14 protein-coding genes are annotated in these 12,600 nt (G+C 43.0%); 5 read left to right on the forward strand and 9 right to left on the reverse strand.

What is annotated here, in order from left to right:
• Window positions 1-8: 8 nt before the first annotated feature.
• From CAN90_RS11555 to CAN90_RS11565, 3 genes are read left to right on the forward strand one after another with little or no spacing between them, the layout of a single operon-like run.
• On the forward strand, window positions 9-1,544 hold the full coding sequence (locus CAN90_RS11555; RefSeq protein ID WP_085833970.1) for a glycoside hydrolase family 28 protein: 1,536 nt from the start codon (window positions 9-11) through the stop codon (window positions 1,542-1,544).
• The gene (locus tag CAN90_RS11560) at window positions 1,541-2,701 is read left to right on the forward strand and encodes a glycoside hydrolase family 88/105 protein (RefSeq protein WP_085833971.1); all 1,161 of its coding nucleotides are present in this window, start codon (window positions 1,541-1,543) and stop codon (window positions 2,699-2,701) included. The genes CAN90_RS11555 and CAN90_RS11560 overlap by 4 nt, the downstream gene beginning before the upstream one ends.
• Window positions 2,698-3,525 carry a sugar phosphate isomerase/epimerase family protein gene (locus CAN90_RS11565; protein WP_085833972.1) on the forward strand — a complete coding sequence of 276 codons (828 nt, stop codon included), beginning with the start codon at window positions 2,698-2,700 and terminating at the stop codon, window positions 3,523-3,525. Before CAN90_RS11560 ends, CAN90_RS11565 begins: the two co-directional genes overlap by 4 nt.
• A 100-nt stretch (window positions 3,526-3,625) precedes the next feature.
• Here CAN90_RS11565 and CAN90_RS11570 read toward each other — a convergent pair whose 3' ends face one another.
• The 3 genes from CAN90_RS11570 to CAN90_RS11580 form a co-directional block, all read right to left on the reverse strand.
• The gene (locus CAN90_RS11570) at window positions 3,626-4,996 is read right to left on the reverse strand and encodes a sensor histidine kinase (protein ID WP_085833973.1); all 1,371 of its coding nucleotides are present in this window, start codon (window positions 4,994-4,996) and stop codon (window positions 3,626-3,628) included.
• Window positions 4,997-5,044: 48 nt separating this feature from the next.
• A complete protein-coding gene (locus tag CAN90_RS11575; protein ID WP_159450381.1) occupies window positions 5,045-5,728 on the reverse strand; it encodes a response regulator transcription factor in 684 nt (227 codons plus the stop codon).
• Between the two features lie 61 nt (window positions 5,729-5,789).
• A complete protein-coding gene (locus CAN90_RS11580; RefSeq protein WP_085833974.1) occupies window positions 5,790-6,071 on the reverse strand; it encodes a DUF4491 family protein in 282 nt (93 codons plus the stop codon).
• A 441-nt stretch (window positions 6,072-6,512) separates the two neighbouring features.
• On the opposite strand from CAN90_RS11580, the gene CAN90_RS11585 reads away from it, so the two are divergent.
• Window positions 6,513-7,004: a hypothetical protein gene (locus tag CAN90_RS11585; RefSeq protein WP_085833975.1), complete on the forward strand. Its 492-nt coding sequence runs from the start codon at window positions 6,513-6,515 to the stop codon at window positions 7,002-7,004.
• Between the two features lie 150 nt (window positions 7,005-7,154).
• Window positions 7,155-7,277 (forward strand): hypothetical protein, encoded by a 123-nt coding sequence (locus CAN90_RS13885; RefSeq protein WP_278335048.1) that lies wholly within the window; start codon window positions 7,155-7,157, stop codon window positions 7,275-7,277.
• Window positions 7,278-7,645: 368 nt separating this feature from the next.
• Here the strand turns inward: CAN90_RS13885 and CAN90_RS11595 are convergent, their stop codons facing one another.
• The 6 genes from CAN90_RS11595 to CAN90_RS11620 are packed head-to-tail and all read right to left on the reverse strand — an operon-like array spanning window position 7,646 to window position 12,596.
• Window positions 7,646-9,016 carry a hypothetical protein gene (locus CAN90_RS11595; RefSeq protein ID WP_085833977.1) on the reverse strand — a complete coding sequence of 457 codons (1,371 nt, stop codon included), beginning with the start codon at window positions 9,014-9,016 and terminating at the stop codon, window positions 7,646-7,648.
• A complete protein-coding gene (locus CAN90_RS11600) occupies window positions 9,013-9,327 on the reverse strand; it encodes a hypothetical protein (RefSeq protein WP_085833978.1) in 315 nt (104 codons plus the stop codon). Before CAN90_RS11600 ends, CAN90_RS11595 begins: the two co-directional genes overlap by 4 nt.
• 13 nt (window positions 9,328-9,340) lie before the next feature.
• Window positions 9,341-9,835: a hypothetical protein gene (locus CAN90_RS11605; protein ID WP_085833979.1), complete on the reverse strand. Its 495-nt coding sequence runs from the start codon at window positions 9,833-9,835 to the stop codon at window positions 9,341-9,343.
• 12 nt (window positions 9,836-9,847) lie between these two features.
• The gene (locus CAN90_RS11610) at window positions 9,848-10,699 is read right to left on the reverse strand and encodes a hypothetical protein (protein ID WP_085833980.1); all 852 of its coding nucleotides are present in this window, start codon (window positions 10,697-10,699) and stop codon (window positions 9,848-9,850) included.
• Entirely contained in the window at window positions 10,700-11,740 is a 1,041-nt protein-coding gene (locus CAN90_RS11615) for a siphovirus ReqiPepy6 Gp37-like family protein (RefSeq protein ID WP_159450382.1), read from the reverse strand.
• A 13-nt stretch (window positions 11,741-11,753) separates the two neighbouring features.
• On the reverse strand, window positions 11,754-12,596 hold the full coding sequence (locus CAN90_RS11620) for a phage tail domain-containing protein (protein ID WP_085833982.1): 843 nt from the start codon (window positions 12,594-12,596) through the stop codon (window positions 11,754-11,756).
• Between the last annotated feature and the right edge of the window lie 4 nt (window positions 12,597-12,600).

The raw sequence follows: 12,600 nt of genomic DNA on the forward strand, positions 1-12,600 counted from the left end.
GGTAGCCTATGCTAAACGTTCTTACTACCACTCCCTTTGGCTTTGTTCTGGAACTGGAGCAGGATGGCTGCTACTATACCACAGAGCCTTACACGCTGATTGTAAACGGCATACCCCAACAAACGGGCAACGACCCGGTTATTTGTTTATTTGGCCTTACCCCCAACACCGTATACCAGCTGGAGGTGCACGGCTTTGGCGAACCAGTATGCATAACACTGCAAACCGAGCCATGTGAATACGCCATACATATCAAAGACTATAACGCCGCAGGAGATGGCATCCGTAATGACACGGCGGCCATTCATGCGGCGATTTATTCGGCTCCGCCTCATTCTGTTGTCATCTTCCCGCGTGGAGAATATTTGGTAGAGCATCTTTTTTTAAAAAGTGATGTTGACCTTTATTTCGAGGAAGGTGCTGTACTTCGCCAAAACCCCAATCGCGATTCCCTTGCTATTTTAAAGGGATACCAAAAAAACTATGACCATACGGCCGCTGAAATCAATGCTTCTTGGGAAGGCAGCCCGCTTGACTGCTATTGCAGCCTCATTTACGGGAAGGATGTTCAAAACGTTCGCATCTATGGTACCGGTACCCTCAATGGCAGCGGGCTGGAGGGAAACTGGTGGATAGACCCAAAGAAAAAGAAGCTGGCCTACCGCCCCCGCAACCTTAGCTTAGTTCACTGCCGTAACATTACAGTTTGCGGCTTAACCAGCCAAAACAGTGCCGCATGGAACCTGCACCCGCTGTATTCCAGTGATTTGCAATTTTATGGCCTGACCATACGCAGTGACCCTAATTCACCCAATACAGATGGCCTAAACCCAGAAAGCTGTGACAACGTAGAGATAGTGGGTTGCCACTTTCAAGTGGGTGACGATTGCATCGCCATCAAATCTGGCAAGCTGTTTATGGCTCGCCGCCATTTGCGTCCCTCCCAAAACATTACCATACGGCGTTGTTTTATGGAGGAAGGTCATGGCGGTGTTGTAATCGGTTCCGAAATATCCTGCGGAGTAACAAAGGTTTTGGTGGAGCACTGCTTATTCTTGCGCACCGACCGCGGCATTCGCATAAAAACAAGGAGAGGCCGTGGGAATACCTGCATTGTAGACGACATCTGCGTGTCTCATGTAAAAATGGAGCAGGTAAAGCACTGCTTTGTGACAAACATGTTCTACCACTGCGATCCAGACGGACACAGCAGTTATGTTCAACTAAAAGAACCGCTCCCCGTTGGAAGAGAAACGCCGATGATTCGGAATATCACGCTTTCCGGTATCTGCGCCGAGCAAATCAAAGGCAGTGCGGTCTTCTTATATGGCTTACCAGAGAGCCCCATTCACAATGTAACGGTTGAAGATTGCCGATTCCAATTTGCTAAGGAAAGAATACTAGATTGCCCCGATATGATGGATGACCCTGTTCCCTCCCCTGTGCTCGGCATTTATACCAATCATGTACAGGGCTTCGCATTTGAAAACAACCAGTTGGAAAGTGCTTTATATCACCCCCAGCAGGAGGACGATACGCCATGAAATATAGTGATGTAATTGAGTATTTGGAATCATTTTTAATAAATACATCCCCATCCTGCCCGGCATGGAATCAAGAAGCTATTTTAGAGAAGCGCAAGGCTGGGTGGAATTATATTGATGGTTGTATGCTCAAAGCCATATTGGATTTATTCCATGCCACCGGCGAAAAGCGCTACGCAACGTTTGTGGAGAAGTACGTGGATTCTCTCATTGATGAAGAAGGAACCATCGCCGGTTACTGTGAAGAAGACTATAACTGCGATAATATCAATGAGGGGAAAGTCTTATTCGATTTGTTTGAGTTTACCGGCAAGTTAAAGTACCGCAAGGCAATTGATTTACTGTATTCCCAAATTACACACCAGCCAAGAACCGAAAGCGGGAGCTTCTGGCATAAGAAAATGTACCCGAATCAAGTTTGGCTCGATGGACTTTATATGGTACAGCCTTTTTATATGGCCTATGAACGCAGGTTTCACGAAAACCGGAATTATCGCGATGTATTCACCCAGTTTGAAAATGTGTTTCAAAATATGCGAAATCCGGAAAGCGGCCTGCTCTTCCACGGCTACGATGAAAGCCGAAAAAGCTTCTGGGCAAATCCTGAAACCAGGTGCAGTCCCAATTTTTGGACCCGCTCCCTCGGTTGGTATGCAATGGCTTTGGTGGACACCACAGAGCAGATGGATGAAATGTTTTTCTATGAATACCAAACACTGCAAGAGCAGCTCCGCCTTCTGATTGATGCACTGCTTTGTTATGCAGACCCAAAGACGGGGCTTTTTTTCCAAGTAACCAATGCTGGTAACTTTACGGGCAATTATTTGGAGACCAGCGGATCCTGCGCGATTGCCTATGCCATTTTAAAGGCCGTTCGCCTTGGGTATTTGCCCTCCTACTACTGGGAGGACGGCAAACAGATTTTTGAATCCGTACTAAACCATAAATTTGTGAAAACAGATGCCGGTTATGAGTTAAAAGACATTTGCCTGGTGGCTGGGCTAGGCGGTTACCCCGGAAAAGGAGACTACAAATTACGAGATGGCAGCTACGCGTATTATATCTCGGAACCAAAGGTAAGCAACGACGCAAAGGGGATTGCACCATTCCTCTACGCCTTTGCAGAGCTGCTGAGAAAGGAGCGTGAGGCAACATGAAAATTGGTGTGAGAGCACACGATTTTGGGCGTCATACCCCTAAAGAATTATCTTCTCTTATTCATAATGCCGGTTTTGAGGCCGTACAGCTTGCTCCCACCAAGGCAATTGAAGGTGTTTATCAATGGGAAGAAATCACTCCGGCGATTCTCACTGAAATTCAGAATAGCTTTTTTAAAAACCAAGTAGAGATTCCCATACTCGGGTGCTACATTGAACCCTCTCTTCCAGATAAGGAAGCCAGAATGCAGCAGGTAAGGCATTTTATAACTGCCCTTACCTACGCCAAAGAGCTTGGCGTACCGTTTGTGGGAACCGAAACAACCCGCCTGAACCCTTACACAGAGGCACACCTGCGTGCAGAGCGCTATCAATATTTAAAGGATAGTGTTCTGCGAATGATAGAACAAGCCGAGCGCCAAAATGTAACGGTAGCCATTGAACCAGTAGCGGACCATACCCTACACAGTGCAGAGCTTACCCGCCAGCTTTTGGATGAAGTAGGTTCCGACCACTTAAAGGTAATTATCGACCCAGTGAATCTAATACTGGAGAATACGGTTGCACAGCAAACCGATATTTATAATGCTTTTTTCCGCCTTTTGGGCAATGAAATTGCCGTTGCCCATATTAAAGACATTGTTTTTGAAGCTGGCGAAAAGATATGGCGCAACATAGGCGAAGGCTGTATAGACCTTGAAACCGTATTCCGGTGGCTGAAAGAGAGCCAGCCGCAAATCGCGGTACTCCGGGAGCACGTTCAGCCGGAAAGTAGCGCCATTGACATCGCTGCCTTAAAGCAGCTTGCCGGAAGACTCCAGTAGAAATAAATATCATTTTAAGTGAATAATGAAAACGAGCTTACCGCCAGATTTACGGACGGTAAGCTCGTTTTCAATTATCATTCCATTTAGAAAACACGCGCTATTTTGCATCATTTTCAATATGGTTGGTTACATCATCAGGCTCCTCCACCGTAAGTTCCGGTAAAAGGATTTGAAATTCAGAGCCTTTGTTATATTCGCTCGTGACAATCACTTTGCCGCCATGCCGCTCTACAATCCACTTCACAATGGAAAGCCCCAATCCAGTGCCTCCCGCCAAGCGGGAGCGTGATTCATCCGCCTTGAAGAATCGGTCGAAAATATAGGGCAAATCCTTTTCCTGAATTCCGATACCCGTATCGGATACACCAAGGCAGACCCGTGCATCCTGCAATCCGCAAAAAAGAGTGATTGTACCGCCCGGGGGTGTATATTTCATGCTGTTTTCCATAATAGCACGCACCGCCTGTAATATCAGCGCACGGTCAGCCGTTAGCATAACATTTGGTTCGATTTGCTCTAGAATGGTATGGGCATCATCAATCAAACGCGATTCCTGTAAAACCTGGCTCATTAATTCACTGGCATTAAAGTATTCCGGATTCAGCTCTTGTGTTTGCTGGTCCACCCGTGCTAAAAAGAGCAGGCGCTCGACCAAGTGCTGCATATTTTCGCTCTCTTCAATTATCTTTGTTACGGATTCTTCCAGTACCGTTGGGTCGGCACTTCCCCAGCGGCGCAGTAAATTCGCATAGCCAGAAATAACGGAAAGCGGCGTGCGCAATTCGTGTGAAGCGTCCGATACAAACCGGTTTTGTTTGTGATACGCCACTTCCAAACGGTCTAGCATTTCATTAAAAGTTCTTGCCAGCTCCCCCAGTTCATCACTCGAATCCTTTTCGTCGATACGTACACTTAGGTCATTTGCGGTAATGGAGCGAGCCGTTTGCGTCATGGTATATACTGGCTGAAGCAGCTTTTTGGTACTGCGCGAACCTAAAAACACCGCGGATAGAAGTAGAACCACCAATGTAAATACAAATACAATTGCTGCCCTGCCTTTGAGTGGTACATCCGCATACTCCGTACTAACAATTTTAATAGTCATACGACGCTCCGGGCGGTTAATTTGGCGTTCAATCTGCATTCTACGGGATGTATCTTCTACTATCTCACCGTAACGAATGGTTTCATTTTTAGAAATGTTGGTGATTACAATCATGGTTTTGCTATACCGCGCAAACTCATCAAAGTTAAAAGGCTGCCTTTGGTGGGTTTGCAGCCTGCTTACCACAAAGGACATTGTTCTGTCCAGTTCATCAAAACGGGCATCGTATTTTGCGAAAGCAATATTTGTTACCGCTGCTGCAATCAGCAATACAAAACTAAACAGCACAACGTAAACCACTGCCATTTTAAAAACAATGGATTGCTTTGCTTTTTTACGTAATGCTTGCAAATATTTGAACATCTTTTTATTCCTTTAATGAGAGATGTTAAAGCCAAAACGCAAAGTTTCTTATGAACGCACAATATACCCCACACCACGAATGGTATAGATAAATTCTTTATGAAAGCGATAATCTAATTTCGTACGCAGATAGCGAATATATACATCTACCAAATTGGTTTGCCCGCGAAAATCGTACTCCCATACCTGTTCCATGAGTAGATCGCGGGAACAAACAACATTTTGATGATCCATTAAATAGGCTAAAAGGTCAAATTCACGCCGTGTAAGCTCAACTAATTCACCGCAGCAAAAAACCTCTCTGGTATTTTTGTTTATTTTAAGGTCTTTGATTTCTACGATGGGTTGTTCCTCGCGCTTAGGTACATTCGTAGGGCGAAGTACCGCTCTCATACGGGCAAGCAGCTCTTCTATGGCAAAGGGCTTTGTTACATAGTCTGCCGCGCCTTCGTCTAAACCAAGCACCTTGTCCATTACGGTATCGCGCGCAGTGAGCAGTATTACCGGCGTTTGGCACTGCGGGCGAAGCCTGCGTAATACCTCCATCCCATTAAGGGATGGCAACATAATATCTAGCAAAATTAAGTCATAGTTTTCATTGAGTGCTCGTTGCAGGCCCGATTGGCCATCATATTCTTTTTCTACCGAATACCCCTCGTAGCATAGCTCCAGCTCTAAAAAGCGCACGATATTCGGGTCATCCTCTATGATTAACACCTTTTGTTTCAACATTCCTGCGCCATCTCCTTTACTAAGTAATCCATTTGCCAAGCTATTGAAAACCAACCTTCGATTATTTTTTACGTTTTGGGTTTTGAGGAGCCCAGCCTTTTTCCACTCTTTTTTCTTGCTCAAACAGCTCTTTCACGCTCCAAAAGCAGCAAAAACCTGCTACCCCTAAAATGGAGGAGAAAAACGAATTATGTATCAAGTATGCCCCCAATAAACAAGCACACCCAACTAGCAAAAAAAGAGGAAAAATACGTTTGGTAAAATGATACTCCGCCTTTCGTACAAGGGGATGAAAAAGCCCAATTAAAAGAAACGAACAAAAACCTACCAATATACCCTGCACAAATAGATCCTCTCAATCTTAATTTATTCTAAATTATTGATAATCAATACAGAAACCGTATTCACCTACTATTTTTTAGATTTTAATTATTATACCACAATTTTACATAAAGACTTATAAACCATGAGTTAACTTTGCTATAAAGATAATTTTAATCCAAATTCGTATCAGTCGCTATAAAATAATAAATATAATTTATACATGATTATTATTTGTAATGAATTATGTGTAAAAATGTTATATAATTAAGAAAAATTCTTTTATAAGTTAAAAATGCAGGACTATTTAAAATAGTTCCATCAATCAGCATTGGCGGCGATAGTGTCGGATTAGGAATTTCATTCAGCAGTGGAACAGATATTATGGGGGATGACTATACAGCATTTCCATAAAAAGTAATTCTGCTAATTAAACTAATGATATCATCAGGGGGAGTTTTATATGAGAAAAAGAGTAGTAATTGCAGTTGCGTTACTGGTAGTATGTTTGACTGTTTTCTATATTGGGTACGTACCCAAAGGGCCGTATGATGATATCTTTGATTCGAAAGAAAAAATAGCAATGCAGGATCAATTTAAGGCTAAAAAAGAAGAAAGTGTAAAGTTAGAAAACGGTTCCTATCAATACACAGCGGAAGGTTTCAGTGGCGCAAAAACCATTTGGCAATATGAAGCAAAAGAAGAAGATACGATTCATTTTTCTTACAAAATTTATGATGAATTTGGAAAAGGAATGATAGTATTGGTTCGTCCTGACCAAACAGTTCTAAGGATAGCCGGTGGAGGGGGGAACCGTAAATCAGCAGGTAGTGTCTCTTCAGAGGATAGTGAATTAAAAGTAGTAAAAGGATTATATAAACTAAAGGTAGTTGGCGCGGACAATCCGAACATATCCATCACACTTAAAATTTCACAGGGAACTTGGGTGGAGTAATTACATTTTAATGAGTACCACGCAAAGTAAACCTCTGAGAGGTTCTTCCTTAAAGGAAAAATCAGAAGCTCGAAATTTTTCATCTTGCTATTTGGATATTCTTTTGGGCCAGTAGCACACGCCTACTTCTAGCGCACGAGGTTTATCAAGATGAAAGTCAGCATATCGGCAGTACCAGCACTGACGCAGCCCTATTGGAGCATCAGCCCTTGGCTCAAAAGCAAGGCAAAACTGCTTTGGCCAAACATTCCCCTCAGCATTGGGGGCAAATAGAGGCGCATCATCACGCCTGCGTTTTTCCATTCCATCACACCTTTACACCGAAAGTATGTAGAAATCTCTACAAATTGCATTTTAAAGATAGCATCTAACAAAATAAAAAAGAGCCTTTGTGCTTAAAAGGCTCTTTTTTACACGAAACAGCTTAAATTTTTTTCTTTTCATTCTTTATATATTGCTTACAGATTCTCATCGAATACTTATCTACATAAAAACAGAAAAGGTCCGCTGCTGAAAGATTCAGCAGCGGACCTTTTCTGTTTAATTGTATTCTCAAAATGCTTATTAAGATAAATTATGCTCTAAGCGTGCATAACGTAACCATTATCAGACTAATTACCAATGATGATAGCTTCTTTTTATCAGGCTTCAAATGCTGCGCGAAAACCAACGCCGTAGTTAGAATACGTACGTGTACGGTCAAACAGAACACAGAATACACCCGCATTAGTTCCCGAATTCCAAGTACCACCACGATACGGTACATATTCTGCATTGGCTTGATTCCCATTATATTGATAATCAAATCCAAATTCAGCTCGTCCGGGAGTGTTCCATGCACCAGCAATTGCGTGTTTTGCCACTTTCAAATCAGTATGGAGTTCTGTTACATTGCTACCCGTTCCCGCGCTTGGAAGCTGCACTCCGGTATCCATCTCATCAACAAACAAGACTCCGTAGCCATCGGACCCAGACTTGAGCTTAAGACCAGACGTCCATTCGCTGACATTACCGTTGAGGTCGTATACTCCGTTTACGCGACCTGTATGCGTGGTAAGGTTTTGACCAATTTTCCATCCTGATTTTGCCCCTGAACCAGTTAGTGCTCTGCTTGACGAAGTAGGGTCAGATGTAAATGTTATGGAGATATCATCTATATCAGTCACGTAACCACTGCGATTTTTTCCAAATGGCCCCCAACAGTTGCTGCCAAATACATTCGGGCCCAGTAGCTGTGCATAAATTGCCAGTGAAACCCACTCGTCATCACGAATCATTCTTGTAGGGATATCTTTCCCAATCACAGAATTTGTTTTTGAGCAGGCAATTACGGCATCATCAAACGAAATATAACCCCACGGTACAGTCCAGGATTTAGAAACCGCAATACCGCTAGAACCATGAGCGGATGATGTAGAATTTGCGTCAGACATTTGGTATTTTGCCGCATAAAAAGGATGGAACGTAACAACGTTATAATCTCTACCCTCTGTACCAACCGGACGTTTAGTCACAAAAAACCCTTTTGGTCGGTTAAGGTAACCACAGCTGGGCGGGTCAATCAACTGGTAGGCTCTAAACCCCGGCTGGTATACCCAAGTGCTGTCGCCTAGCACAAAATCATGTACTTCAAGAGACGAATCACAAAATGTAAGAGGTGTTCCAAACTCATAACCACCACTCGGTGCCTGCGGGTAAATTGTTACCGGTACTTTATTCGCAGTTGCTGTACCGCCTACGGCGATTAGGTGATAATTTTTCCCGATTTTCACCATCGCTGTTCGGTTCACACTACCTGTTAAGGTACCGCTTGCACAATAAATTTTTGCACTTTGGCTTCCTGCTGCAATCGTTTCCACAGCCAATCCCTGTTCTGTGGAAAGCGTATGAGGAACATCTCCCCAGTGCTTGCGTTGCCACTGACTCGCAAACACTTCAATGCCATCACTATTAATAACATAATCTTCTGAAGTCTCTGGTGTAATCTCCTTAGGAGCCCCCATAATTATCATTCTTCAAGCACCGCCTTTAAAGTTAGAATTTGTTCTTTTCCATCTACAACCCGTACATCACACAGCCAATAGTTTTGTTGATTCGGAAAGGGCTCTAAGCTGGAGCGTTCTTCTTCATCGGTAATAAACACATATCCATTGGGAGTTAAATACACAACTCCATCTTTTAATTCCATTTCTACCTTCGGCATTTGGTATGTAACGTTGCATACCTGCACACCTGCAGTCGGAAGCTGAAGCTTACCGTCAGTCACACTCGGGACAATATCCCAAGCAATATCGGGGTATATACCTGATATACTACTAATCATTTCAATTCTCCTTTTACACAGCTCGGTAATATTTTACTGCGGTTAAACAAAAGTTGCCGCTGTGAGTGTCCACCTCACTGGAACCAACACGTCTAATTTTAATTCGTAATGTATGTCCATCTCCTGCGGGTATTGCAGAAACACTAATGGGATTAGAAAGCGCAATGGTATGAATGGCTGTGTCGGGCGGTGTTTCAATCACCTCGGCATTGAGCCAAACAAAGGCTGCACCATCAAAGCTGTAGGCAAGCTGCAAGCTTATTTTCTGCGCACTCTGCGCAGAATCCATATAATACTCCAGAGAAATAGGAATATCGGTACGCTGAGCCCAATCGGTTTCCATCAGCAATTCTCGGTCTTCTTTCGCCTGAAAGGAGGCGGCCGGAACGCCATTGAGATCGCTCACCTGTTCCGGGGAACTTCCAACATTTGAATTAAAACCATAAACAGAGAATTTGTTAAAGGTCTGAGCATCCACATAAGTTTTTGGTGCCAAAATAATATTCATAATTAAGCTCCTTTATAGTATGTTTTTAGCAACAAACTCAAGTTTGCCGCCTAAGGTTTCCATAGATATAATTCCGGTTCCGTCGTCTCCATCCGTAGCAATTACTTCCGCGAATTCATTGAATTTCACAGACATTCCGACTTCCATAGCAGCATCCCCACCTTCAAGAGAAAGTGGAATGTTCCCAGTACTTCGATTAATCCCTCTGCGCATTTCATCCGATACGGAATAGATAAGCTGAAGAAGATTTCCCGCTGTATTTTCATCCAGAATATCTTTTAGTCCTTCAACCCAAACTTCAAAATCAGATTGTTTGGAAGATTTAAAATAAGCTAAATCAGCTGCTATTTGGTTGTAAAAGGTAGTCGTATCAATCTGTTCTACAACTCCTGTTACAATTCCACAAACAGAATTATCTAAGCGCGTGTCAATTATCATCGCCTGTGTAATTGCCGTTGCACCCGCCGGGATGTTGATTTCTGCTAGCTTTAAATCATACTGCTCTGCTGTCCTGATGATTTTCGGCGCAACTGGTGTACTGGCAAATGTACCTTGCAGAACATGAACTGATATGCTCCTCTCATTTACATCCCACCTCAGCACAATTGTATCTTTTCGGCGTAGTATTCCGTCTGCATTTGCAATTGTAAGAGCTTTAACAGTATCATTACGATAATGATAGCCATTAATCCACGCTCTACCAATTGGCAGTGTAACCGCCATTTCACCTCCTACAGCACTAACACTCAATTCTCCATTGTAAACGCCATTTCCAATGATTGAGGCTATCCAGCGTGCTAAAAAACTTGTATTATATGTTCGGTCTCCATTTACTGAAGCAAAAAAACCACTAGTTTCGGCCATTTAACCATCCTCCAATACCAATGTCTCCGGCAGTGAGGTTCCACACACCGGGGTAATTGTGACAACTCCGTTTTCATAAACCTCTTCTACTTCTGTAATCCGTTGGTTAAGCAACAAATTCCACCGTTCAAAAGAAACAATATCGCCTAAATTCCAGTCCACCATATACTCGAAATTTGCCGTATCTACCGCGTCGGCCTCAAAATTTTCAAAGCAAGTCATTTCTGCTAGCTTTTCTTTTCCTCGTTGAGTAAGCTGAGCACAGTAATCCTCATCACTCTGGTCTTCTGTACGCTGCAAGTCATTGGCATCTACCCATAGCTCTCGCAGAGATTCGCCATTCGTCTGATCTACTTCTACGATAAAGGAAGTATCTCCTTCTCCCTGTCCAGCAACATAAGCGTAGTTTCGATACGACTGCTCATTATAGGTGTATTTTGGCCCGGTGATGTTACCAAATTCTCCATTAAACAATACATACGGAAAATTACTCTGAGTAACACTTTTATCAATGCCTTTATACACTTCAAATACCCATTGCTGATTTGGAACATCCAATCGAACAAGATAGCCTAAGCCAGATGCTTTTGCTAACGATGATAATGTGTTCTGAATGTTTTTACCTGTTACTTGAAAAGTACATACACTATCATCGCCCAACTCTTCACCAAGTGTAAAATTACCAATTGGCCGGGTAATCGCATTATCTAGAACGATTTTTCTCATACCACCCTCTACAGTGCCACTGTAATGAATGGTTGGAGTTATAATCCGTTGGCAAAGCAAAGCTGAACCAAACCGCCCAGTTACAGTTACCTTCTCGCTGCTTAATGAATCAGCTTCTATTACAATGCCTTCAATGACCCCTGCCTCCCGTCTATCCAGACGATGAAGAATATTCCCTGCACTCAGTAAAGCTAGGTTTTCTGGGGTTGATGCGCAGTGCAGCTCAAATTCTCCTGGTTCATAAAATCGACGACGCCACCGTAAGGAGCTGTATCCATCTATTACACCTAGAAGCTCAACCTTAGGGGAATACACATAAATCTCCATATTACACCCCCCAATAAGTCTGTGTAGATAGAATGGTAACAGATAAGTTATCTATTCCATCCTCTGCATTGTATCGATACAAATTATCACCCTGGTATGCTTTTAACCACTGAGGTGGGTATGCCATTAAGTTGTTAATATTTTTTGTGACTCCTCCTGAAAGAAGCTTTACGCGTTTATCTCCATCTGCTGTTGTGACTGTAATAATATCCCCACTGAACATTTTAATGTTAATCTGCATTAACTTTCGTCGCTTTACATCATACAGGGAGGGGTTTACTACTGTACCAGAAGCACGAAACATTACAGACAATCCTATAGGCACAGTACTTTCTGTGTAAACATTTCCTATTAATGTATTAACTTTACGGGTCATTTCGAACTTTTCAGAAAAGGATAAGGGCCACTCAATCAACCCTTCCCAAGATGCAAGCTCTGTTACACTAGCCTCGAGCGCGTACCATTTGGGATTAGGGCAAAGCAAAGAGATGGTTATTGTTTTTAAAATTCCGTCTCCGCTCGGCTCAATACTTTCAACATAGTAATTGGTTTTACGTCGTACATCTTCTTCTTCGTAACAGATTTCCCCCTCAGCGCGAGGTTGAAAAAATTGATACAAGCGGTTACGCTGCTCAATATAATCTGCTTTAAGTACATCCAACACAAGAACAATATTGCGTTGATTAGCAGTGGCGTCAATAAAATTCACACCATCCTGTCCACTGTTTTTGGTTGTCGTCACAGTAAAATCCGCTCCAAGGCCACTTACGGATTTTACAAAGAGAGGAGCAAACCACCCCAATCTAAGTTTGTCTCCATTTTGATTGATACAGGTAATAACCATGCCA

Source organism: Clostridium merdae (assembly GCF_900176635.1).
Classification (GTDB): domain Bacteria; phylum Bacillota; class Clostridia; order Oscillospirales; family Acutalibacteraceae; genus Faecalispora; species Faecalispora merdae.